The following is a 24,381-nucleotide window of genomic DNA, read 5'->3' as shown; positions in this document are numbered from 1 at the left end:
CTAATTTAGATCCTCTGATCTGCTTCACGCAAATAAAAATCATACACAAAATTGTTGCGGGTATTGGTCAAGGCGATATAGTAGTCTACCGAAATCAACACTTTTCCTTCAAAAAGGAGCATGTCTTCCGGTTCAGTAATTTCGATTTTTTCTACCACAATGCGCGGTTCAAAAAACAGGATGGCCCGTTCAACCATGTCCTTCAAAAAGCCAATAAATGTATTGCTAAGTGGTTCAAATTGATAATCTCGTAAATTGCAGCCATAGGTAGGTTGCATGACTCGTTCACCAAGGCTGGTGGAAAGTAAGATGTGGAGACTTTGTCGAATGTCTTCGATTTCTTGAACCATTTCCACCGTGCGTCCAACTTTATCAAAACTTGGTGGAAAAGCCCAACCACTTCCCAAAAAAGACTGATCTACCTCCATTTTCAATGCTTTTTAGCCTCCAATAATTACATTTCCTACGCCCTGAACAATGACTCCCCCATGTGCAGTCATATCCCCCATCCGTGCTGCAGGTTTTCCACCAATGAGTACAGTTGCTGAACCTTTCACAATCACATCAGGTGGGCCTACACATGCACACATGTCACCAACCACCGCCGCTGGTATGCCACCAATCAGCACATTTGGTACGGATGAACTGACGATAGGACCGCCGACATGAGGTACCAATGCAGTTACCATCGGACAAGTGTGAAAATCGGTTATTCGGGCAGCAAGTGGCATTTTTGAGTTTTTGAGGGGCGATCAATTGATTTTCACCAAAGAACCCGTGATTTCCGTAATACCTGAGCCAGCAAGTTTCGCAGTAGCACCTTTTACTTCCATGGCACTCTGAGCAGAAATGGTCATTTGTGCTGCACCAATCGTCAAAGCTGCGGTTGCAGTAATGTCAATTTTTCCACCTGCATTAATTTTAATATTAGCTGGGCTATCCATGGTAATACCTGCAGGCTCCATTTTGATCGTATTGTTGTTTTGGTCTTTGATTTCTATTGAAGTGCTTTGTTCATCGATCTTGATGCTATTTCCAGCAGGGGTGCTAATGGTAATTGTTTTGGTATCATCGTGGAAATGAATGCGCATATCACTGCGGGTAACAAAGCCTTTTTCGTGATTGGCATCCTGGGCATTAATCGGTGCTGGTTTGGCACTACTGTGCAACATCCCCAAAACAACGGCATCCCTAGGGTCATCATTGATAAAACCAACAATCACTTCATCGTCTATTTCTGGCCGAAAAAATGCCCCACGGTTGCTACCTGCATCCAGGCTAGCTACTCTTGACCAGATCCCTCTGGCACTGTTGTCGATAATGGGGAGGCGAACCAAGATGCGGTCTTCGCCGTCTGGATCGTCCTGTAACTGAACTACCTTTCCAATCTGCAAGCCGTTGATGGATGGCAAGAGTCCTGAAGCGGGAGTTTCGACAATTTCTGCCGACTGATGAAACCATTTTGGTGGCAGTCCAAATTGTACATGAGTATCCCAAGCGCCATTGCCGATGTTGTGCCGAATTGCACTTACAAAAGCTTTTCCATTAAAGCGATCACCTACACCTTGCAGATCGATCATTTGCCCAGGTTTGATGGCTGAAAAACCGATAAATTTTGCTCTGCCACAAATCTTGGCCAACCGGCTTTTCAACATAGCGGCATCGGTCCACTGTTGCAATTCTGCTTCAAGCAATTGTCCAGAGTGTCGCAATTCGAGTTTAGGAAGGTTAATTGCCTCTGCTAAAGTGTCACCACCCAGGTTCCCAGGTTCGCTAATGGGCGTCGTGTCTGATGTATGTTCAAACATCGTTTGGTTGGTATAGTCCCAGGCTTTGGCTTCAACCGATTTCCATTGGGTACGGGCATCCATTTCAGCTTCAAATTCGAGCAGGGTTGCCCCGTATGAGACTTGCAGGGTTGGAGCCTCGTTGGTTTTGGGTTTTTTTACCTGAATTTTTCCATCATCAACGATAACCAATTCACTATTGACTTCGGCGCGTGAAAGGATAAAATCCCAATCGGTGCAGTGGTGCTGGACCAATTCTTTGTGTACCAGTAAAGTTGGCTCGACATCGGGAGTCAAACCAGGATACCTTCCGATGATTTGCTCGATGACTTCACTATCTTTACTTTCTTCATAATAGTGATTGTGCCTTCCCACACTCATTTTTACACACTTATCCCTACATTCTATCACCAACTCAGTAGCCCCATTTTCATTTATCTTGATGTGATTTTTGATGATGATGCCTTCAAATACGGTATCATTAATTCGGTCGCGACCAATTTTGATCAGAATCTGTTTCCCGGGAATTAAGTCATCACCATTGCTAACTTGAAATACCCGATCCGCGGCTTCTCCATCGCGCAAAACAATTCTTGCTGTAGGAATACGATTCACCTCTTTACTCACGGAAATGGCCAATATTTGATACCCAGAATCTAGGGCACTCCCGTTCACCACCAGGTCATAAGTGACCATGTCATGGGTAGAATTATTGGGAATCATGGTGCTGGTGCTCATACTTTTTCCGTTTTATCCAAAGGAGGGAAACGCATTTCTTTGCCCGGTTTGAGTACCCTCAAACTAACCAGGTTATTAACTCTTGCTACTTGTAACATGTACTTGGTGTCGTTGTAAATTTTATGGGTCATTAAGTCGAGCCTATCTCCGGCTTTGGCAAGACGCAAATGGGTGAGATCAGGAGAGCTTTGGCGTTCGCGGGCAGTGCGTTCTTCTTGGGCAATGTAGTTCAGAAAAGTAGCACTGATCTTGATGCGCAAAGGATCACCGTTGGATTCAAAAAGCTGGTAGTTGATGTCCAGGTTAGAAAGTATACAGGGAAATACCAAATATTCGCCCCAATGCACTTTCAAAAAATTGGGTCGGTGAATGTTCCCTGCCATCTGATAAACCGTCTTCATGAACAATTCCAATTGTTTTTTGACCGATTTATCAGAAGGATCAGTGTAGCGGTAGTTTTCAATTGTATCTGTGCCATCGAAGATGAAATCCAATTTTAATTCTTCTGGCGCAGTAGAATTGTAGCGTGGATCAGTACCTTCGTTACCATGCCCTCTGCGGTTATCCGTTTCAATTTTAAAATTTTTGGAATAACTTTCAGGGTTCATGGGCAGGTAAAACGGCTGTGGAACTGCAGCATTGGGTGTAGTCAAGCGTTTGTCCGTATAAGCAAATATCCTGACCTTTTCAATTGAACCGTTTGTCATAGCTTATCGTTCTGCTTTTTCTTTTAAGATAGCGAGTACTTTTTCCACAATCAGATTTACATCTGCTTCCTTTGCATCTGCATTGTTGCCATTGTTGCTACCACCTTGTCCATTTCCATCGGATTGAGCCACGGTAGCCTTAATAACCAATTCTCGGATTTCTATAGGCATGGTTATGCTGAATTTTTCAAGCTAAAACGGTTAAAATTCAGTTCCAAAGTTTCAATCAGTACCTCACTGCGCTCGGCGTTCAACTCAGCCACTTTCCAGCTTTTGGGCCACACGTGCTCAACATCCCACTTTACCAATACGTTGTGGTTTTCATCCAATAACTCAACACTGATTAATTTCAGCGGTTTGATTTTTAGATGAACGAAGGAATTGATGCACCAATCGGTGAGGCCAGATTTGCCTGGTTTTAACAGCCCTCTTTTTAAGGTTAGCGCAGAGGAGAATTTACTTCTGGTTGGCAAGGTATGCTCGAAATGGTTCTCACCTCCTTCTTTCCAGGCTTCAGTGTCCAATTGAACATCAAGCCCAGCTACAGACTGAAACCGAACATCTTCATTTTGGGCGCCTGGCAGGCCATGGAAAGTAACCAAAAAATGGAAACCAACCATTTGGTAGAAGTTATCTACTGGTTTAGGATTCTCCATAAAAAGTTATTGCAAACGATAAAAGGAAAGCGGTGAGGAAGCTGGTTTATTTTTCTGAAAGGGTCAATCCTTCATGAGTAATTTCCATGGTTTCGATGGCCACTTCGTTGGCATCAGCTTTAAGATCGGTGGATTGAATCTTTTTTGCCCAGGCGTTTTCCAGTTTCCAGATAAGAATTGGGTCATGGTTTTCATTGAGCAATTTAATGGTGATGTTGCGCCGGTATTTACTTCCAGTTTTATTGCCTTCCTGGAAATAATAGGTTTCTTTCCAAAGGTTAAAATAATCGAGATCACCTTCGAAAGTGCCGCGTTTCAGCGTGATATCACTGTATTTGGTGAGGCCAGGTTGCTTGGATTTGTTGTATTTTTTGCTACTTCCTTCACGATACTCAATCACTTCGGTTTCGAAGTCGAGTCCGCTTACTTCAGTAAATCCAACACGGAATCCATCGCCCCATTCAACCATAAAATGAAACTTTGGAATTGGATAATCTCCTTTAGCTGCCATGATTAAGTTGATTTTAGATTAATTGACAAAAGTGTCCATTTAGCCGACCATGGTTTTACCCCTATTTGGCTGTTTCTGCTGCCTCGGCTGCTCTGATTGCTGCATCAAGACTGGTTTTTCTGGCCAGCACTTTATCTCGCTTTTCACGGGCGGCCTGCATTTCAGCTTTGTAATTTATGGAAGCTGCTTCTGCCGCCTCCTTCAGCTTACCTAAGTTGTCATAATAATGGCTATCCATTTTACCCTCCATCTTACGGATTGGCAATAGGGGTTTAGCAGGTTTAGCAATTTCAGCTCCACAAGGCGGGGCTATTGCTGTAGTTTCCTTTTTGTCCATTTGACAAGCTTGTACTTTTTCCTCCGCCGTAGATCCGCCAATTAGCCGCTTGCGCAGGTCTTCAAGTTGCCATTTCAACCCAAGATTTTTACCAGTCACGGTCTCAGTATCTCTACAATCAAGTGGCGCATTTCCGACGGCAGCAGCGATGATGTTGGCGCAATGCAGGATTTCCAGCATTTTATTCATGATTCCCGCTTGGAGGTCATAAACAGCTCTTACTTTGCTTTCATAAGCGGCAATACAATCCAAGGCTGCTTGCTTTTTCTGTTCATCGATCGCATCGTTGCAGCGAATGTATTCTTTCAGTTTATGAATCAAATTGGATTCGGTCAGATTTTCGCCTTCATACAATAAGGTAAATACCTCATCTAGAATTTTTTTCACCAAACAGATCAACGCCTGTAAAGCTTTGCTGGTATAAGCTGTATTGGTTTCTAAGGTTTCTACGGCCTTAATGAACAAAGCTAATTCTGCATAAGCTGAAGATGCTTTTTCGTGCGTAGCCTCAGCATTTTCAAACCACTTTTTTAACTTGGCTTCCCAGGTAAAAGCATTGGAATAAACCCCTTCAGCACTGGTAACGGTGGCAGATACCTCCATCAGCTCATTGCAAGCAAGTTTGAGCTCTTTTTTCCAAGTCTCCAGACATTCTTCGGATTTGCTATCACTTGTAGAAGTACCATTGCAGCAGTGACTCTTTTCATCACTACTCAAGAAAGGTTTATTTACTGTTTCACTCATTGTTTCAAATTTTATGATACGAAGTGATGAGATAGATTAATTTCTGTCGCCGTCAGCGTATTTTCCTCCCGGTTTACTGCCTTGAACTTCCTCTCCTTCTGGCTTCCTGCTAACTGCCTTGCAAATTGCCTCCACTCGTTCAATCGGGCAGCATTCGTCATCATTACATATGAATGTTATCGTTGCGTTGTTGGCATTTAAAGCACTGGTCTCTCCGAAACACTTGAACTCGGTCTTATTCAACTCATCGACACTCTTGGTCAACTCGGTTTGGGCAGTTTTAGCATCCTCGGCAGCCTTTTTCATGTAGTCATCTGACAATGTTTTAAATTGCTTCATGGCTTCTGCCAATTTTTGGCTAAACGATTTAAGCCCATCCACATTGGAGAAAGTATGAATGCCCGCAATTTTAACCAAAGCTTCTGCTGCCTTTTGGCCATCTTCACTCAGTGTTTTTGCTACTTGAGTTACAGCCGTAATCTCTTTGGGAATGGCTCCGTCAGGAAAAGCAAGGATGCTCTTCAAACAATTGCTCATGGCACAAGCAGCGTTGTTTGCATCATGTAATTTCACTTTAAGCTCATTGAGCATTTTAGAGCCCTCCTTAATGCTTTTGGCCAAATCACCATTTTTCTTGATGTAGGCCTCAACATTGGTCTGAATGATCTCAGTGCTCTTTTGCATATCGTACAACTCGTAGTTGTCAATATCTCGGTAAAAGTCATAGGTTTCTTCAGCCATGCTTAAGCAGCACAACTTGTAACCTCTCACCATTTCATAATAGGATATCAGGGTATTGGATGAACTGACTTCGCTAAGCGAAACATCCATTTTATCCTTGATGTCTTTGTGGTATATGCAGACGATATTTGCAGGCTTAGTTGGTCCATTGCTGCAGTTTGCATTAGGGTTGGCCATGATGAATTGGTTTTAGCTTAATGTGAAGTGTTAGGAATCAAGATTCTGATAGCATCTTATGGCTGAACTGTAGGATGATGAATTCTGCAGGGCGGACAACCGCCATACCGATTTCTACGATCATTCTACCTTCCCATACATCCAATTCGGTCATGGTTTCTCCTAATCCTACTCGTACATAAAATGCTTCTTCAGTAGTGGTTCCCATTAGGGCACCAGCACGCCACTGCAAGGAGAGGAAATTTTCAATCATCGAGCGAACCCGAGTCCAGGTATTGCGGTCGTTCGGTTCAAATACAAACTGTACTGTTGCATTTTTAGTCGATTCTTCAACCATGTTGAAAAAGCGACGCACTGGAACGTACCTCCATTCATTGTCGTTTCCTGCCAAAGTACGTGCGCCCCAAACTATAATTCCACGATTTGGAAAGGAGCGGATAACATTGACAGATTTTCCAGCTTCTACATCTACATTCAAATTTTCCTGTTCCCTGTGGGTGATCAATTTTACAGGCTCGATTACTGAGTTAACCCCTACATTAGCCGGGGCTTTCCATACTCCCCTGGCCGCATCAACCCGTGCATAAATCCCAACCATCGCTGGAGAGGGGGGCATTTCACAAGGAATCGCGTTGATGGCATTCCTTGCGCGGAAGTACAATTGGTTGTTTTTTGATTTCAGTTCTGCCAGGGTGCCTTGGAGGGCTCCCGCGTGGATAATTTGAACGTTTCCATCTCCAGTACCTTCCCCACCATAATTAAAGTTTATGGTCGTTTTTAATTTGGGGTAATATGCTGCTGCATATTTGAGGTTATCTATATCTGGAGGGGTGGCACTACGAAGCGTTACGATGTTGTCAAACCATTGATCAGGCGGCAATTGAGGGTCTTCCCAAACGTCCATTACGGTAAACCGGTCTTGTAAATCTACACACATGGTGATGGCAGCAGTATACAGGCCGTAATAGTCCGCAGCATTGTCCATGCCTAGTGCATCCGGGAAAACATAGAGGGTAATTTCATTGATGCGTTCGGTAGAATCCAGACCACGGCGCAGATCGCCCTGAATGATAAAGCCACCAGTAGCTTCATAATCGCCAACCGAGACAATCCAACAAGGGCCTCCACCATTGTCGAAAAACAATTGTAGCGCGTAATACATCAAAAACTTAGAACGGGTGGCCGGGTCAATTCGCCCATTTACCTCAAAATTCCCTCGGTTTTCGATGATTTCAACAGAAATACTATTGATTTCCGGTTGTGGCCCACCAAAAAACTGCTCGTATTCCAGCATAGAAGTGATGCGCCGGGGAATATTGACCAAAGACTCCCCTCTTCCGTCAATTGCTCGTTGGGTATAGCCTATAAAGGCTGGAATGGCCGTCTCCACCTGTGCAATTGAGGGAGGAAGTTTAGGAATTTCCTCAACATATACACCCGGTGTTTTTAGGCGGGGAATTAATGATGTTATTGCCATAATGATGTGATTTTATAGATAATTGTATCCCTTATTTGGGGAATGCATTGATTGCGTTGAAAGCTATATCACTGTATAACCGTCCACCTTCTTGGCGAAGAGATTCTGGTTGAGCATTCGGTAGGTGTATATCGCCTGGTGCACCAAAAAAAGTTAAAGACTGGGCAAAATAACGAGGATTTCGAGTGACTGCTTTATTACCTTGCCATTCTAAAAATGTAGCTGCTCGGTTATTGATAGCATCAATTTCACTTTGTAGAAAACCCTCTTTTTTGGTATATCGCCAATAAGCCCATCGACTTAAAAAGCGCAATTCAAACCGTTTTGGATTTGCTCGATTTGTTCCTGGGGGCCGGCGTGTAACCAAATATCCATCCGATGTGATTAGTGAAAAATCTGGGTTGTCGGTTTGAAATTTTAAATGAATTATCCCAAAGGGCTTCGATTTTGGAATAAAAAACCCCAAGCTCCAGTCCTGAAAGAAAGGCGTCGTCGTATCTAAAACTCTGTCAGCACCGTTTACAAAACCTGATCCTGATACAGGAATCCATTTTGTAAAATCGCCTCGGTTATCCTCCAATGCTTGCTGAATTGTTCCGCCAAACTGTGCTAAATCCCCGATCCGATAAAATTGGTTGGTATCTAGATTGGAGATGGGGCTTGAGAGGGTATTTTCGCTGCGCGATCCCGTATTTGAAAAGCTATAAATGTATTTATCCGATTGGTGTAATTCGACACTAGAGATGTTACTAAAAAGAGGGTTAACGATATTCAAACCTACATATAGTTCAGCGTTTTCTGCAAAAGAAATGGCAGGGCGGTATCGAATACTTCCATCTGGCTGGGGCTCTGACTTTACCTCGATGGCAATACTAAACCCCAGCGGAGATGGCATCAGCCTAATTTTATGATTTTTAATTAATTCCAATGCTTCTTTATTAAGGAGCAATTCGAAATTGCGTCTCATGTCATATTTTCCAGCTTGCAGTTTTCGATTCAGCAGTAATTGTTGTTGTTCTTTGTTTTGGGCAAAAAATGACTTGTATGAACTATCTATTAAGTAGTAGTCGTGAAGGAAATGAACTTCACAGAGTACTTTATATTCAGTTGTTCTAGTATCCATTCTGTTAATTTGTCAATTGATCAATTCTTGGTGCGCCCAATTCCTCATTTTTTTCTTGAATTTCTTCGATAAGCGGTGCATCACTTGTAATTCTACTCTGTATTTTCACCAATCTAACTTTATACATGGCAAATGGTACTTGTTTGCCGCCTAAGGATCCCCATAAATGATTGATTTGCTCAAAGGTAAGGGTATAAAGTTCGGGGAGTAGGCGTAACTCCTCATTAAACAGGTCGTATTTGGGATCTGCAAAAGGAGATTGAGGAGAATTATTTAAGGTGAATATTTTTTTAGACTGGAAGAATTGAATAACGAGAGCCAAGCGATGTAAAGCCCGGTCATAATCATCGTTAGTAGCCGAATCTGGAAGCGTAGCTGAAAAAAGCAAGTAAAGGTTCAGGTAAACTGGGGGCTGTAGATACTCGGCCCCATTCGTAAGCGGGTTTTTATGGTAGGGTTTCCCATTTTTCAAGGTACTCTCCTCTTCTAAATTTACAAGACTAATTACCAACTTATTTTTTAGTTTACCTTCCTGGTCATTTTCTAAGGCCGAAATATTTCCAAGCATGACATCACCTAAATTTAATGAATCGCCTTCAGCTTGATTCACCAAAATATATCTACTCAACTCTTCTTTCAAAAATGTGACAGCTTGTGATATCATGTGGAGAAAGTTAACCCATTTAGGAATTAATTAAAACCTAATTTCTTGCTTATTTTTGGATACGATTATTTGATTGAATTAAAAGCATAAATCGAGCTTGAGTGATTTTAAACTTAACAAATCTTCCTCACCTCCACCCCCTTCACCTCCACATTGGCAAAACATTGCATACTCGGAAGTGCCAGTTGAATCCGGGAAGAACCGTGTACTGCAGTAATTACCCCACGCAATCCGGCCAAGGTTCCTGACAAGATCTCCACTTCTTCGTACAAGCGAAAACCTTCATAAGTAATTTGAACAGGCTCGACTAGATTGCTTAAACGTTTTACCATGGTTACCTCGTTTTCAGTAAGTACGGCGGCCCGCCCCCCAAGATTGAGGTACCCATAGATATTTCCAGCCCGAAAAACTTCATTTTTGCGTTGTGAGTTGGTTGCGACAAAAACGTAATTGTTGAAAAGAACAACCTCCACAAGTTTTTTCCGGTCGCTCCAGTTTCTCAGTTGTTTTTGTGTAGGCACACAGGATTCAAATCCCATTTCACGTAAACGTAACCCAACTTTTTTTTCAGATTTTGGCTTGACTTTTAATACATACCATTTGGCTGCACTAGGGTTAGGTGTCATATGGTTTTTTTAAGTGTTATGATACGGCTTCGCCTTTCTGAGTCACATGGAGAATGGACTCAGTCAAAATAGCTATCTCAACACCCAGGAACCGGGCATTGGACAATACATGTGTTTATGAAATGAATTAACGTTTGAATACCGTGCTAAAGAGTAATGTTAAAAACACAACATCAGATTGATTCCTTCGCAAGGGAATACATTATTGATGATTCTTCAGGTAGTATAGACTTGATTTAATTGGAACTCCTAATGAAAGGGTAGAAAAAATGATCTTGTCGATACAAGGTAGCAGGAACTGCAAATTACGGGAGTAATGCAGTGGGGTCTTTTCTAGCCGTTTTATCAGCTTGCGGCACGAGTTAGTCGGTCGGTTCAGGTGTAACGTTGTAATCGGTGAAAGCATTTCTAAAAATCTTTCCGAACGGATTACGATTTGGGTTTTAGCCAAAAAGGTTTCCATTTAACTTAGGGTATTAATCGTTCAAAAACTGGTTTACACTGAGATTCCCCAATGTGCATTGCAAATATTGGGAAAATATTTGACACCGTCAAGGAAAATTTTAGAAAATATGAAAATTATCAATTTAAATGCTTAAAACAGCCAATATTCCTTCAACTCCTTCTTCCAAAGGTGCTACCACTGGAATGCCCAATGCGGCCTCCTTTTCCTTCTTATACTGTTCAATCTCCTCCCCCGTCGCCCCCTGCGTATTCAGCGCCACCGCCACCACCTCAGCCCCATACGCGTTAATCAGCGCAATCTCACTCTCCACCGAAGGAATCCGCCCCCACTCTGGCAAATCATCATAAAACTCCCGTTTGATCGGCACCACCAACACCACTTTTTTGGCGTTGCCCGAAATCAGGAATTCCGGCCCACAAGGCCCGCTGGGATTACGTAGAGCCGACTGCCCTTCCAGAAAAATGATGTCCGCTTGCGTTTCTTCCCAACAAGAAACGATGGCATGCTCCAGCTCCCCAGAAATAAAATCATTCAGCGTAGAATCAAAAATAAAGCCATACTCCCCACCTTGCATCCAGCCCGTTTGCCCGGTGTAAATCATGTGGGCATTTTTGCCTTTGGCCCGGCAGGCGTCGCGCAGAAAACGGGCGGTAGTACGTTTGCCCGTAGCACAATCCATGCCCATTACCGCCACGATTGGCGCAGTAACCTGATAAATTTTTCCTTCCCAAAAATGCAATTCAGCGCGGCGTTTGGGCTTGCGGACATCGATCAGCATAGCTGCATTGGCTTGGGAAAGTTTTAGGATGTCTGGCCTTTCACTCAAAAAATCGTGCAAACCATTTATAATGGAAATGCCGTGCATCAAAGCCTCGCGAATTTCGTCGAGGATACTTGGAGGCAGCACACCGCCTATCGTTGCTACCCCAACGATACAAAAATCGGGTAGCACACTTACCTTTTGTAGCGCTTCGTCAATGGTAGCGTATACGGGTATATTGCAATGGCGACCATCCATTACTTCGCCCGCATCCTTGCCAGCATGATTGGAGTCGATTACTGCCAAAATTTCAAAACGTTCACTCCCCCTCAACAGTCCATGCGTGGTTTTAGCATTGATTTCGCTCAACATTCCTCCTGAAAGTACAATTGCGGTGCCCGTCGCCATATGGTAAATGATTTGAGGGCAAAATAACTGATTATATTATTTTTTCCTACTTTAGGGTTTGGTCTTTAAAAATTCTACTATGCACAAAGCCATCGATTGGCAATCCAAAATCTACATCAATGGATTTGCCGGAAAAAAAGATACCCTAAGCCCAGACTGGAACAAACTGGAAGCTGCGGCTATCCAAAAAATGAGCCCCCAGGCAGCTGGGTATATTGTGGGAGGTGCAGGCAATCAGGACACGGTGTCCAGCAATCGCTCTGGCTTTGGGCAATGCAAAATTGTGCCCCGCATGTTGCGCAACGTGGAGCAGGGCGACACTTCAACCGAGTTATTTGGACAAAAAACGCCATCCCCCTTCTGGCTTTGCCCCATCGGTGTCCTGGAAATGGTGCACCCTGAGGCCGATCTAGCGGTGGCAAGGGCTGCTGCTGAACTGGGTATTCCCTACGTTTTTTCTAATCAGGCTTCTGTGCCCATGGAAACCTGCGGCGAAGCAATGGGTTCTAGTCCCCGCTTTTTTCAATTGTATTGGTCTAAGAATCGGGACCTGGTGGCCAGTTTTGTACAACGAGCGGAGGCTTGTGGCTGCAGTGGCATTGTGCTTACGCTGGACACTACCCTACTGGGTTGGCGCACCATGGATTTGGAATTGGCCTATCTGCCTTTTTTGGAGGGAAAAGGTATTGCTCAGTACACCTCCGATCCGGTGTTTCAAAAAATGTTGGATGAAAAAATGCAAAATCCTGGTGCTGGGCCAGCGCGGCCTCCCCTTTCTTTGGAGTTGATCAAGGGGCTAATCAGCAGCGTCAGTCGATATCCTGGCAAGGGATTCGTACGCAAATTGCGCTCAGGGCGTCCAATGGCTGCGGTGCAGCTCTTCGTGCAAACTTATTCCAATCCTGCCATCACTTGGGAGGATTTGTCTTTCTTGCGCGAGCACACCAAATTGCCCATCATCCTCAAAGGAATTCTTCATCCCGATGATGCCCGCAAAGCGCTGGATTACGGTGTGAACGGCCTGGTAGTGTCCAACCACGGAGGCCGACAGGTAGATGGTTCCATCAGCGCAATTGAAGCGTTGCCGGGGATTGTGGCGGCGGTGTTCAAACAAGTACCCGTCATCCTCGACAGTGGTATTCGTGGTGGAGCGGATGTGTTCAAGGCCTTGGCGCTAGGGGCAGATGCAGTTGGTTTGGGCCGACCTTATGTGTATGGACTTACCTTAGGCGGTCAGCAGGGCGTGCATCAGGTATTGAGGCATTTGATGTCCGACTTTGAGCTGACCATGCGCTTGGCGGGGTGCCGGGAAATTGGGGAGATTAAACGGGAGTGTTTGGCTTTATAATTCTACCTTTAACCGTTTAAAGTTTCCATAATGCCAAATCCTGTTTTAAAATTTTCTCCATTTTATGCCATCTCAACACTGCTGCTTTTCATCACCGAAGTGCTCATTGCCCTCTTCGTCCACGACCAATTCATCCGTCCCTACATCGGCGATTTTTTGGTGGTGATTTTGATTTATTGCTTCGTCAAATCATTTTTAAACACCCCGGTAGTGCCTACCGCAATTGGCGTTTTGTTTTTTGCCTACATGGTTGAATTGTTGCAGTATTTCCACATTGTTGAAGTGTTGGGGCTACAACATTCCAGGGCTGCACGCATCATCATTGGCAGTTCATTTGAATGGCGGGATATTTTGGCTTACACGATGGGGGTTTTGGCCGTAGTGTTGGTAGAAAAAAGAAGGCTAATATTCAAAAAATCAAAGCCCTAAAATCTTATTTTTATCCTACCACTAAACATTTTTCTTCGCCACGAAGACACTAAGACACAGCGTACGGTTATTCAGAAAATTTGCACTTAGCGCCTTTGAGTCTTTGTGGCAAAAAATATGTTGAAGACTGGGTTCACTTCCCCTTCTTCTGGTACGTCTTGGGGTCAATGGCCTTGGGCGACCAGTGGTTAAAAAACTCCAATACGGCTGCCGTACTGTGGCCTTGGCCCTGTTCTAGATAGGCACTATTCTGAGTGTGCAGGCGATTGCCTTTACCATCCAAAATCACAAATACCGGGAAACCAAAACGCTCCGGATAGCCCAGAGATGCCAGGATTGCTTCATTTTTATTTTCAGGGCTGTAATTCAAATGGTAAGGAACAAAGTTTTTCTCCATTACCGTTTTGAGGGTATCATTGGTAGTCACTTTGTTGTGAAAAAGAATACACCAGCTGCACCAGTTGCCGCCAATTTGTAGCAATACGTGTTTGCCTTCTTTGGCCGCCTGCTTCACCGCAGCATCGATGTCCGCTTTGGCGTCGGCGCTGGGATTGTACAATTTGGGTTTGGCCGTTTCTGCATTTTGGGCATTGGCCATTGATGCGATGCTCAGCAAGAGCAAAAAGATCAGTTTTTTCATGTCTTATTCGGTTAAGAAGACTAATTCACGAAAATACTATTTCTTGCTGCAATCTTTCGTCAAAAATTGGCTTTGCCCGGCAGTATTTGCAAAAGCGCTAGTGGGGATGTACCAGAGATGGGCATAAGAACTGTATCTTGTGCCCACTTTCCAACCCGCACTAAACACATGGCACAAACGCAATCCAAGGACGCTTACGAGGTACTCAAAATTGCCGATTACCGAAACTATCTCTTTTCCCGGGCAGCGATTACTTTTGGGGTAAACGTACTGGGGCCAACGGTGGGTTGGCAAATTTACGAAATCACTCAGGAGCCTTTTGCGCTGGGTTTGATTGGTTTGGCCGAGTTTTTGCCTTTTTTACTGGTAACCCTGATTGGTGGCTACATTGCAGATATTTTTGATCGGCGCAAAATCATGCTAACTTGTATCAGCTTGTACACTACCTGCGCTTTTAGCCTGTACCTGATCACCCATCAATTCCCGGAAGTACTCGCCAAGGGTGCTACGCCCATCTATTTCATCATTGGGCTGACGGGTCTGGTTCGAGGGTTTATGAGCCCGGCCCAAACCGCCTTTGCTGCACAACTGGTCCCTCCCCAATTGTACGCCAATGCAACCACCTGGAATACCATGATCTGGCAGATTTCCTCGATGAGTGGCCCGGCAGTTGGAGGTTTGTTGTGCGCCTTTAGTAAAAGCGCCTGGCCGAGTTATGTCCTCACCACCACTTTAGCCATTGTTGGATTAGGATGTTTATTGCTGATTCCCAGCAAACACGAAGATTCAAATAGCTCAGGGAAAAATGTGCCCAGAGAAGGTTTTTTCAAAAGTGTCCAAACCGGACTCCGTTTTGTATTGAACAAACAGATTATTCTCGCCAGCCTGGCCCTGGACATGTTTGCCGTATTGTTTGGTGGTGCGGTAGCCTTATTGCCCGCCTTTGCCAAAGAGGTGTTGGAAGTTGGTCCTCAAGGCTTTGGGGCGCTCCGGGCCGCTCCGGCGGTGGGGGCTTTCCTCATGGCCTGGATTTTGGCCTATCGACCACCCCTTAAAAACTCCGGTAAAATTTTGCTGGGCGCGGTGGCGGGTTTTGGCATTTGTACCATTTTGTTTGCCCTATCCAATTCTTTCTTGTTTTCCCTGATTATGCTGGCAGGTACAGGCTTTTTCGACAACATCAGCATGGTGGTTCGGGGTACCATTATCCAGTTGTATACCCCCAACGAAATGCGGGGCCGGGTATCCGCGGTTAATGCCCTCTTCATCGGTTCGTCCAATGAATTGGGGGCTTTTGAGTCGGGGCTGGCAGCTAAAATAATGGGCTTGGTGCCTTCGGTGGTGTTTGGTGGCACGATGACTTTGGTGGTCGTGGTGACAACGTGGTGGAAAGCGCCGAAATTGCGGGATATGAGTTTGCGGTGAATGGTTGAGGAGTTGAGCACTTGAGGAGTTTATGCCGCTGCGTGGCCTCAACTCCTCAATTTAACCTGAACAAAGCCTCCAACTGCTGCTCCGCCATCTTCTTCGGCGTAGCCGACAATACCCAATTACGCAAACGATACCCCAAAACTCCCCCCAGATTACTCATTTTTCCAATCATAAAAGAAGTGTTCACCACAAAATTGACCTTGGGCCGCCGGAATTGTTCGTATGCCACAAATGCCCCTGCAACACTGTCGTAACGCTCCAGGTATTCCGCCAGATACCAGGCATCCTCAATGGCCTGGCAACCTCCCTGCCCCATGTTGGGTGTGGTAGCGTGGGCAGCGTCGCCCAATAGCAAAACCCTATCGTGATGCCATTTGGAGAGTGGTTTGAGATCGTACAAGTCGTCATGGAAAATTTCAGTGGACTTGGCTTTGGCAATCACTCCGGCATACATGGGGGGAAATTCACGAAATTGCACCTGCAAATACCTGAGCTGATCAGCTGTCGATACCTTAAAACCTGGCTTGTGTTTTTCGGTGTAATAAAAATAAACCTTGTTGGGCGCTACCTGAATCATGGCCACCCTTTTGCCACCCGTTTTTGCCCACAACTCTTTGGCCTGATGGGGAGCTTCGAACTGGTGTTCGATGATGCCGCGCCAACAAGTGTGGCTGGAGTAACGCAAGGTTTTTTCACCAAAAATAGCTTTTCGCGTTGCCGAGCGCAATCCGTCTGCTCCGATCAATACATCGGATTCAGCCTGACTGCCGTCTTCAAAAAAGGCAATTACTCTGCCCCCTGGGACTTGTTGGATCGATTGAAGCCGTTTGTTGATATGAATAGGTGTATTGGGCAATTGTTGCAGCAAAACCTGTTGCAATTGCCCCCGGTGGATGGCCACGCTGGGTTCGCCAAATTTTGCCCGAATCGCCTGGATGTCCATCATTTGCAAGGGTCGCCCCTGGTGATCGGCAACGCCAAAACGTTCAAGTACATTACCAGCCTGGGCAATTTCATCTGCAAAACCCAATTTTCGGGCAATCTGCATGGCATTGGAAGCCATAATGATGCCTGCCCCAATTGGGCGCAATGCGGCAGCAGCATCGAATACTTCAACCTGATGGCCTTTTTTTTCAAGTGCGATAGCTGCGGTTAGTCCACCAATGCCCGCACCAATAATGTTGATCTTCATACAGTATGAGGTGTAAAAATTAGAAAATTTAGAACAAATGTACTAATTTTGCACAATTAGGTCAAGTGTTCTAAAAACTATTTTTCTGCAATGTCAAAAACCAAGGAAAGGATTCTCGAAAAAGCGCTGGAATTGCTCAATGAACAGGGTGTTGCACAGGTCAGCATCCGGAGCATTGGGGATCGGCTAAACATGAGCCCGGGCAACCTGAGTTATCATTACGCCAATGTGGATGTGATCGTGGAAGCCTTGTATTTTCGGTTGGTTGAAGAGTTGGATGCACTGATTTTGGAAAGTATGCAGTTGGCCAGCAACCAAGGCATTGATCTGCAATTTACCTATCGTTCCATCGAACAAACTTTTGCCATTTTCCAGCGCTACAAATTTTTGATGCTGGATTTTGCGGACATCATGCGCAGGCACGAACTGCTGAAAAAGCATTTCCGGGAACTGGCAAAAGTGCGCCAAAGCCAGTTTCTCTCCCTCATTGCCGCCTTACAAGCAGGTGGCTGGGTTGAAGCCGAGCGATACCCTGGCCAATTTAAAGGCTGGATTGAGCAGGCCTCTTTGATTGGCGATTATTGGATGGCCAGCGCCGAAATCATGCTGGATGGCGATTCAGATTACAAACGAAAGCACTACGTTCGACTGTTTTTTGCTACCTTGGCCCCACATTTAACTGCACGGGGTTTGGCGGTTTACCACCAGCTCCTGGCCGATTCATGAGTACAGACCAATGATCACCATTCAAACCTACCAACCCGAACACTGCCAGGGCATCATCGACTTGATTTTGCCCATCCAACAGATTGAATTCAAGGTGCCCATCACCCTTGATGATCAACCAGACTTGTTTACAATTCCTGCAGTATACCAACAAGGTCGGGGTAATTTCTGGGTGGCCACCAATGCCGAACATCGGGTCATCGGTACCATTGCCTTGATTGAATTCCCGCCCAACCGGGCTGCGTTGCGCAAAATGTTCGTAGCCGCCGAGTATCGGGGAAAAACATATGGTTTGGCCCAATCCTTGATGAATATAGCCCTCGAATGGTGTGTGGAAAATGGCCTGGAAAGCATTTGGTTGGGCACCGTTCCCCGGCTCGAAGCAGCAGTAAAGTTTTATGAAAAAAATGGCTTTGATCGGGTTGAAGCAGGTGGTTTACCACTGGAGTTTCCTCGGATGGCGGTAGATACCCTGTTTTTTGTCAAACAGGTGCATTGATTTCATTTCATCTCTTCCAGGTAAGTCAGGATTTCCTTTCTTCTGGAACGACTAATTGGGATGGTAGCCTCATTGACGAATACACAATGGTGTTGCCAACCCGTGACCGCTTTCAGGTTGACCACAAAACTGCGATGAACCTGTTGGAAATGAGGAATGGGCAAGTCTTCCAGCATTTCCGTTAAAGGTTTGCGCTGAATCAAGACGCCTTGATTTTTCGTGTGCACCTCTACGTATACGTGATCCGCCTTTAAGTACAGGATGTCTTCTACTGGAATGAGGTACATGTTCACCCCATCGTAAATATTGATTTTGGTTTCGTGGAGGCTTTGTGTCTCTTGTTTGTGCAGAGCAATTTCAATGTTGGCATAAAGCGCAGAGGCCTGGATGGGTTTGGTCAAAAAAGAAGCAGGAAAGGTTTGTTTGGCCAGATCAATATGCTTTTTGTCCGTTTGTGAGGTCAGGTAAATAAATGGAACGGTTTGACCTTGCTCCTGAAGGAAAAGCGCCAGATCAATTCCGGTTTTGGGCCCGCTCAAACGGATGTCAATCAGCAAAAGGTCAGGCTGCTCGGCAGAAAAAAAATCCAAGGCTTCCTCAAAAGAAATGGCAATGCCGCACACCTGATACCCCTGCTGCTCCAGGTACCTTTGAAGGGTATCTGCAATTAAGATTTCATCTTCAACAATTAGAATCTTCCACTTTCTCAAAGTACCGTAGTTTGATGACTGATTCCAGGAGTTTAAACTTGAGCGAGGTTAGTCGCATTTTTTTCCTGAAAAAAAATGGTATAACTAGCTCCTCCATCGTTTTGCGACTCCACTTGCCCCCTCAACTGGCGGGCCATACTCCGAATCAAATACGCCCCTAGGCCTCCTTCCCTACCCTGCAAATGACCGTCTGGAAAACCAGGGCCATTGTCCTTGTAATTCAAATAAAATCCATTGGGCTCCGGTTTCAATTGAATGTCGATCCGAACAGGATTATTCTTTTGAAAACCATACTTAAAACTGTTGGTAATCAATTCATTCAACATAATTCCAAGCGGAATCAGGGTATCTAAATTAAAGAGCTGCTCCGGGATTTTCAGCTTGAATATGGAATCTTCCTTAGCCATGGCTTGCTGGAGGTGCAAACAGAGTTTGTTGGTGTAATCCAAAAAATTGATGAGTTGCCCTTCATGCCCCTGGTACAACACATCGTGCACAGCAGCAATCGCGTAGATTCTGGAAGACATGGCCTCCAAGCCATTGCGCGTGTTTTCATCTTTAATCTCCTCCTTTTGCAGCTCCAACAAACTGATGATCAACTGGAGGTTGTTTTTCACCCGGTGGTGTATTTCACCTTGCAGGGTGATCTGTTGATCAAGGGAATGGGACAGTTTATCGTTTGTTTCAAGGATGGTTTTCGTCTGTTCCCTGGTGATTCGATTGGCTTTTTGCAGCCGCAGATAATAATACACTAAAATGCTGGTAAAAAACAGGATGACACCGGTCATAATCAAGGCCCCGCGAAAACGCTGTCGCTCCAAAACGAGGAGTTGGGCTTGGGTTTTGAGTTGTTGTGTGCGTTGTTCGTCTTTGTATTTTTCGTCAACCTCTACTGCCCGGTCGTGGTCCTGGAGTTGCATGAACATGACCATTTGCGACCAGCCTCTATTCGTATAAAAAAGGGCGGAATCAAGTCTGCCAAGGTGATTAAAAATTGCTCCTTTAACCTGATAGGCTTCGTGCAGCGTTGCATTTTTCTCGTCCCCAACTGCTATCGACTGATAGGCCGTAACGATGGAGGAATCGACGTACAACATACCATTTAGAAAATCCGGGAACTTAAGATACAATTGCACAACATGCATGTATTCCTCACTTAAACGCTTGAAGTTGTGAACCTCACGGAAAATATGGGCTGATTGTTGATGGTATTTGATGGCTTTTTGCACCTGGTTCTCCTCTGCAAAAAGCCCCATCAGGCTGTAGCCATCGGCAAGTAAAATAGGGAAATTGAATTTCCGGGAAGCTCCAATTGCTTCCAATGCAAAGTACCGCACACTGTCAGGATACCCAAAGTTGTAATGCCAGGATGCACTTCCGATTGCCAGGGCAGGATAAGTGGTATTTAAACCATTTTGAACGATTGCCATACGGGCATCGTCAAGGTTTGTTTTGGCCTGATTTGGCCTTTGCAATTTTTGCTGCAACCGAGCTAAACCTAGGCAAGCTTTTGCATACGTCCGCCAGTAGCCTTTCGTTCGGCTTTTATCTTTTACGGCGTTGAGTATCCGCATGGCTTGCACATTCCGGTTGCCTTCGGCATAAGCAATTCCCAAATTCAAGTTCGCCTCCAAAAAGAAGGCGGTATAGGTAAGTTTTTGCTCCTCTATTCGTTGGACAAGCGGTGAGAGATGATATAGTGCACTGTCGCTCCGCGATAAATCAATGAGTCGCTTTGCTTTACGTAAAGTTTGTTGCATAGGAGCGGGAATGAACTCCTCGGGCGATTGTGCATGTGCTGACATTTTTATTCCCAGGAGCAGCGTCATACTCATGAAAGTAAAAGTGAACAGCCTTCCCATATATGCAACTAATTTGATGAAGTTGCCTGAAAGGTATAAAAATTCCTTTGTAGTTTTACGTACTTGAACCAAACAGAACTGCTCGAACCATCCTTCACTTCCTTCAATTGTGCCACAATGAAATTGCCTAAAATTATTATACCACTCATTTACCTTGCCATTTTCAGTTGGAATCTTTTTACCTCAAGTTGTTCAACCTCTACGCCCCAAGAATCAGGGGATACTTCTGAAAAAAAAGAGACGCTAGAAGGATTTTGCACCGATAAGGCTGGAAACCAATACAAAACCATCAAAATTGGTGCCCAAATCTGGATGGCAGAAGACTTGCGAAACAACAAAATTGAATGTGACAATGACCTGAAAGTCATCTTTTCAGATGGTCTGGAACGAGGCCCGGGCGTTGCTTTTTACGATACTCTTCACCCGCATTATGCTTTTTACAACAATAAAGATTTAGGAAATAATGGGATCATTTACAATTATCAGGCTATTCAAAACTGCTCCATTTGCCCGGAAGGTTACAGGATTCCTACTAAAGCGGATTGGGAGGAGCTGATCGTACAACTAGGTGGCTTGAGCGTGGCTGGCAAAAAGCTACTCGCTGGTGGGGACAGCGGCTTTAACGCAACCTTAAATGGTCGCATCGATAGTTATGGATCGGGTTTACAAAATGCCATCGGGTTTTGGTGGAGCATTGACCGGGTAGCCAACACCCCCAAAAAGGAAGCTTATACCTTTGAAGTAAATAACCTGGGCATCCTCAAAATCAAAGGGCAGGATACCCGGGTTGGCAACCATGTGCGCTGCATTCAGATGAAGTAAAAATTACCACTCAGAACATCCAGGCTACCATTCAGAACATCGCCCTGCCTAAAGCAAATGAAGGTAGGGGAAGGGGGTATTTTTATGCTCGGAGAAGCCGAAAATCCTTCAAAGAGTAGGCACCTAAAAACCACATTTATGAAAAAATTCCTCTTAGCCTTTTGCTTGTATTTTATCGCGCTTGGGGCGTCTTTGGCGCAAGTGCATAATGGTGATTTAAACCTTTATACTCAAACCGAGGTAGACGCATTTAATTACTCAGAGGTGAATGGTAATTTGTTTATTTCGGGAGCCAATGTGACGAATCTTAACAAATTAACTTCACTTAAGAAGGTTAAGTCTTTGAGTGTAAACGCCACAAAAATTGTCAATTTTCAAGGTTTGCAAAATTTGAAGACAGTGGACAACTACGTCTACATTCAATCTAATAACGACTTAACAAGCCTGATCGGGCTATCAGGGCTAAACACATGTGGCGGAAGATTTTTTATTACTAAAAATCCATTGTTGACGGATGCAGCAGGGCTGTCGAAGCTGACAACCATCGGAGGGGTCTTATTTATTTCCGAAAATAATAGCCTAACTACCATTGGAATGTCGGCTTTAACAAGTATTGGAAGCGCCGAAATAACGCTTAACAATAACCTAAAAAGCTTGAACGATTTATTCTCATTGCAACAAGTAAGTGAAAGATTCTATGTAAGTCAGTCACCTGCTTTGACTGATCTTTCTGCCATCAGACCACTTGTGGCGACAGGATCCGTTGGAAATATTCAAATTCATGTCAAAAGCGGTAGTTATAACAGCAAAGCGGATTTTTTAAAAGCCTATCCAACCACACCCAACAACGCCTTAACTTTTGACGGGGTAGACGATGTTATCGAATTGGGTGTTCCAACTTTTTACAAAAACAGTTTTACGATAGAAGGCTGGATCAAACCCATGGGTGCAGGAGCAATCTTCAACGTTTATCAAAATGAAAACTCTGCCATTTATGCAGAAGTTACAATGTACAACACTTTCCGGTTTCTTGTCCGTAATCCGCCAGCTAAGTCAGGAGGAGCCGATATTATTGGCAAAGTAAATGTAGTCACAGATGGGAAATGGCATCATTTCGCAGCTGTGAAGGGGGATGACGATTACTTGCAATTGTACATTGATGGGAAGTTGGAAGGTAAAAGTCCGTATCTAACAGGTGATTTTGCTTCTACACCTTACAAGATGCGTTTGGGCATGGATCAACCGCATTCCCCACGCTACTACAAGGGCTCAATGGACGAAATCCGCTTTTGGAATGTAGCCAGATCGCAGCAGGATATCCTTGCCAATAAGGACAAAACCTTAACTGGCAATGAACCAGGGCTAAGCAACTACTACAAGTTTAATCAGGGAACTGCCAATGGTGATAACAAAACTATGACGACCCTAAGCGACTCAAAATCTGTACTGAATGGCACCTTGCAAAAATTCCAATTGAGCGGTTCAAGTTCCAATTTCACCAGCGGAGCACCAGTTCAATGAACACGCATATAGATGTGAAGTTTCTATAAGTCCTAGTACTAAATGATCAGAGTGCATGACAAAATCGGGGCAGTGCTACGTAGAGACGCTATTTTGTCATGCACTCAAATGATTTACCATTCAGAACATCCAGGCTACCGTTCAGAACATCGCCCTGCTCAAAGCAAATGCAAGTGGGAGAAGGGGGCTATTTTTATGCTTGGAAAACTATGGTAAAATCCAAACACCTAAAAACCATGCAACCGCTAACTAGCCTTTTGAGCCCGAGCAAAAAATCCAACTTGTACCGCTTATTTGCCAAGCACAACCTGAAAATGTTATGTGCTGGTTTATTACTCCTCAATAGTGTAGCAGCTTTTGCACAGCTGAATTGCAGCAATGCCCCCCTCCTCACCATTGGAAAAACCATCCAGGGCAATACCAGCACCAATGGCAAAAGCAATGTATCCACCTACAACAACGACCCCTGGTGGCAATTGACAGGTCCCGAGGTTGTGCACAAACTGGAATGGACGGGTGGTGAAGTTTCAATCAAACTCAGCAATAAAGGTGCCGCATTGGATCTTATCCTGCTCAGATCCTGCAACAACAATGATTTTATTGACTCAGGTGGTGGAAATTCAGGCACCAAGGAGTCGACGATCAAACGTTATCTTGACCCCGGTACTTATTACATTGTGGTAGATGGATGGCAAAATGCCAAGGGTAGCTATGACCTCTTGGTTATTCAATCGGTATCGGTGTTTGTCGACGTGTTTAATCGAATCAGTAGAACCTTCTTTTTACAAGACAGCATATTGTACGAACAAAAGAGTACAGGCAATGTGACCATCACCAGAGGGGTTGAAAGTATGAGCAGTAACTTTGGTTATGTCACCAATCCCAACACCGGAGAAGGCACCCAGGCAGAAGTTTTAACCATCAAAAAGTATGGACAAACCTTCCCCAAAGTTTTTCTCAATGAAACTTTCAATACTGATTATTTAAAGCAAAAATTGTTTTGTCCACAAAAGAATCTATCCTTATACGGCGATCTGGTGTTTGATGGAAACAATCAAATCCTGACCAATTGTGATGTACTCCGCTGTGAAAATGGATATACGGTAGCCCATCAAAACGATAGCAAAATCAAACTTTACTCCGGCTCTGGAAACAATTGGACAGACATTTTGCAAATCATCACCATCGCCAACACGACGTATTACACCAAACTCGACAGTACGATATGGGCTTTAAAAGGAAATCAGGCAAGCATGATTGGCACCAAAGCCAGATTGTT

At 44.5% G+C, this 24,381-nt stretch carries 26 protein-coding genes; 8 read left to right on the top strand and 18 right to left on the bottom strand.

What is annotated here, in order from left to right; all coding sequences use genetic code 11:
- Positions 1–5: 5 nt before the first annotated feature.
- The 14 genes from SFV55_RS20335 to SFV55_RS20270 form a co-directional block, all read right to left on the bottom strand.
- The gene (locus SFV55_RS20335; protein ID WP_320031385.1) at positions 6–428 is read right to left on the bottom strand and encodes a GPW/gp25 family protein; all 423 of its coding nucleotides are present in this window, start codon (positions 426–428) and stop codon (positions 6–8) included.
- 12 nt (positions 429–440) lie between these two features.
- The gene (locus SFV55_RS20330; RefSeq protein WP_320031384.1) at positions 441–731 is read right to left on the bottom strand and encodes a PAAR domain-containing protein; all 291 of its coding nucleotides are present in this window, start codon (positions 729–731) and stop codon (positions 441–443) included.
- Between the two features lie 21 nt (positions 732–752).
- Entirely contained in the window at positions 753–2,525 is a 1,773-nt protein-coding gene (gene vgrG / locus SFV55_RS20325) for a type VI secretion system tip protein VgrG (RefSeq protein WP_320031383.1), read from the bottom strand.
- Complete coding sequence (locus tag SFV55_RS20320) at positions 2,522–3,232, bottom strand: hypothetical protein (protein WP_320031382.1); 711 nt, start codon at positions 3,230–3,232, stop codon at positions 2,522–2,524. The genes vgrG and SFV55_RS20320 overlap by 4 nt, the downstream gene beginning before the upstream one ends.
- A gap of 3 nt (positions 3,233–3,235) precedes the next feature.
- On the bottom strand, positions 3,236–3,403 hold the full coding sequence (locus SFV55_RS20315; protein WP_320031381.1) for a DUF5908 family protein: 168 nt from the start codon (positions 3,401–3,403) through the stop codon (positions 3,236–3,238).
- Positions 3,404–3,405: 2 nt separating this feature from the next.
- Complete coding sequence (locus tag SFV55_RS20310; protein WP_320031380.1) at positions 3,406–3,888, bottom strand: phage tail protein; 483 nt, start codon at positions 3,886–3,888, stop codon at positions 3,406–3,408.
- Between the two features lie 46 nt (positions 3,889–3,934).
- Positions 3,935–4,399 carry a phage tail protein gene (locus SFV55_RS20305; protein WP_320031379.1) on the bottom strand — a complete coding sequence of 155 codons (465 nt, stop codon included), beginning with the start codon at positions 4,397–4,399 and terminating at the stop codon, positions 3,935–3,937.
- A gap of 61 nt (positions 4,400–4,460) precedes the next feature.
- The gene (locus SFV55_RS20300; protein ID WP_320031378.1) at positions 4,461–5,480 is read right to left on the bottom strand and encodes a hypothetical protein; all 1,020 of its coding nucleotides are present in this window, start codon (positions 5,478–5,480) and stop codon (positions 4,461–4,463) included.
- Positions 5,481–5,516: 36 nt separating this feature from the next.
- Complete coding sequence (locus tag SFV55_RS20295) at positions 5,517–6,398, bottom strand: hypothetical protein (RefSeq protein WP_320031377.1); 882 nt, start codon at positions 6,396–6,398, stop codon at positions 5,517–5,519.
- 37 nt (positions 6,399–6,435) lie between these two features.
- Positions 6,436–7,875, bottom strand: coding sequence for a phage tail sheath family protein (locus SFV55_RS20290; RefSeq protein WP_320031376.1), 1,440 nt, complete (start codon positions 7,873–7,875; stop codon positions 6,436–6,438).
- 31 nt (positions 7,876–7,906) lie between these two features.
- A complete protein-coding gene (locus SFV55_RS20285; RefSeq protein ID WP_320031375.1) occupies positions 7,907–8,998 on the bottom strand; it encodes a hypothetical protein in 1,092 nt (363 codons plus the stop codon).
- Between the two features lie 4 nt (positions 8,999–9,002).
- Positions 9,003–9,662, bottom strand: coding sequence for a DUF4255 domain-containing protein (locus SFV55_RS20280; RefSeq protein ID WP_320031374.1), 660 nt, complete (start codon positions 9,660–9,662; stop codon positions 9,003–9,005).
- Positions 9,663–9,775: 113 nt separating this feature from the next.
- Positions 9,776–10,288 carry a UpxY family transcription antiterminator gene (gene nusG, locus SFV55_RS20275; RefSeq protein WP_320031373.1) on the bottom strand — a complete coding sequence of 171 codons (513 nt, stop codon included), beginning with the start codon at positions 10,286–10,288 and terminating at the stop codon, positions 9,776–9,778.
- Positions 10,289–10,875: 587 nt separating this feature from the next.
- Complete coding sequence (locus SFV55_RS20270) at positions 10,876–11,922, bottom strand: DUF1611 domain-containing protein (protein ID WP_320031372.1); 1,047 nt, start codon at positions 11,920–11,922, stop codon at positions 10,876–10,878.
- 79 nt (positions 11,923–12,001) lie between these two features.
- Between SFV55_RS20270 and SFV55_RS20265 the strand changes: the two genes are divergently transcribed.
- Together SFV55_RS20265 and SFV55_RS20260 are read left to right on the top strand one after the other, a co-directional pair.
- Positions 12,002–13,270: an alpha-hydroxy-acid oxidizing protein gene (locus SFV55_RS20265; RefSeq protein ID WP_320031371.1), complete on the top strand. Its 1,269-nt coding sequence runs from the start codon at positions 12,002–12,004 to the stop codon at positions 13,268–13,270.
- Between the two features lie 30 nt (positions 13,271–13,300).
- Complete coding sequence (locus SFV55_RS20260) at positions 13,301–13,699, top strand: DUF2809 domain-containing protein (RefSeq protein WP_320031370.1); 399 nt, start codon at positions 13,301–13,303, stop codon at positions 13,697–13,699.
- Positions 13,700–13,832: 133 nt separating this feature from the next.
- Here the strand turns inward: SFV55_RS20260 and SFV55_RS20255 are convergent, their stop codons facing one another.
- Positions 13,833–14,339, bottom strand: coding sequence for a thioredoxin family protein (locus tag SFV55_RS20255; protein ID WP_320031369.1), 507 nt, complete (start codon positions 14,337–14,339; stop codon positions 13,833–13,835).
- A 168-nt stretch (positions 14,340–14,507) separates the two neighbouring features.
- Between SFV55_RS20255 and SFV55_RS20250 the strand changes: the two genes are divergently transcribed.
- On the top strand, positions 14,508–15,764 hold the full coding sequence (locus SFV55_RS20250) for an MFS transporter (protein WP_320031368.1): 1,257 nt from the start codon (positions 14,508–14,510) through the stop codon (positions 15,762–15,764).
- A 55-nt stretch (positions 15,765–15,819) separates the two neighbouring features.
- Here the strand turns inward: SFV55_RS20250 and SFV55_RS20245 are convergent, their stop codons facing one another.
- Positions 15,820–16,962, bottom strand: coding sequence for an FAD-dependent monooxygenase (locus SFV55_RS20245; RefSeq protein WP_320031367.1), 1,143 nt, complete (start codon positions 16,960–16,962; stop codon positions 15,820–15,822).
- Positions 16,963–17,052: 90 nt separating this feature from the next.
- Here SFV55_RS20245 and SFV55_RS20240 point away from each other — a divergent pair, with 90 nt between their 5' ends.
- Complete coding sequence (locus SFV55_RS20240; RefSeq protein WP_320031366.1) at positions 17,053–17,688, top strand: TetR/AcrR family transcriptional regulator; 636 nt, start codon at positions 17,053–17,055, stop codon at positions 17,686–17,688.
- A gap of 10 nt (positions 17,689–17,698) precedes the next feature.
- Positions 17,699–18,187, top strand: a complete 489-nt coding sequence (locus tag SFV55_RS20235; RefSeq protein ID WP_320031365.1) for a GNAT family N-acetyltransferase — start codon at positions 17,699–17,701, stop codon at positions 18,185–18,187.
- A gap of 2 nt (positions 18,188–18,189) precedes the next feature.
- Here the strand turns inward: SFV55_RS20235 and SFV55_RS20230 are convergent, their stop codons facing one another.
- Together SFV55_RS20230 and SFV55_RS20225 are read right to left on the bottom strand one after the other, a co-directional pair.
- Positions 18,190–18,897, bottom strand: coding sequence for a LytR/AlgR family response regulator transcription factor (locus SFV55_RS20230; RefSeq protein ID WP_320031364.1), 708 nt, complete (start codon positions 18,895–18,897; stop codon positions 18,190–18,192).
- A gap of 32 nt (positions 18,898–18,929) precedes the next feature.
- Complete coding sequence (locus SFV55_RS20225) at positions 18,930–20,759, bottom strand: sensor histidine kinase (protein ID WP_320031363.1); 1,830 nt, start codon at positions 20,757–20,759, stop codon at positions 18,930–18,932.
- Positions 20,760–20,876: 117 nt separating this feature from the next.
- Between SFV55_RS20225 and SFV55_RS20220 the strand changes: the two genes are divergently transcribed.
- From SFV55_RS20220 to SFV55_RS20210, 3 genes are all read left to right on the top strand, one after another.
- Positions 20,877–21,581 carry an FISUMP domain-containing protein gene (locus SFV55_RS20220; RefSeq protein ID WP_320031362.1) on the top strand — a complete coding sequence of 235 codons (705 nt, stop codon included), beginning with the start codon at positions 20,877–20,879 and terminating at the stop codon, positions 21,579–21,581.
- Between the two features lie 138 nt (positions 21,582–21,719).
- Positions 21,720–23,102 carry a LamG domain-containing protein gene (locus SFV55_RS20215; RefSeq protein ID WP_320031361.1) on the top strand — a complete coding sequence of 461 codons (1,383 nt, stop codon included), beginning with the start codon at positions 21,720–21,722 and terminating at the stop codon, positions 23,100–23,102.
- A gap of 236 nt (positions 23,103–23,338) precedes the next feature.
- A partial coding sequence (locus SFV55_RS20210) for a PPC domain-containing protein (RefSeq protein WP_320031360.1) occupies positions 23,339–24,381 on the top strand: 1,043 nt, incomplete at its 3' end.

The organism is Haliscomenobacter sp. (assembly GCF_033763495.1).
Lineage (GTDB): Bacteria > Bacteroidota > Bacteroidia > Chitinophagales > Saprospiraceae > Haliscomenobacter.
This window is presented reverse-complemented; position numbering and strand designations above follow the sequence as displayed.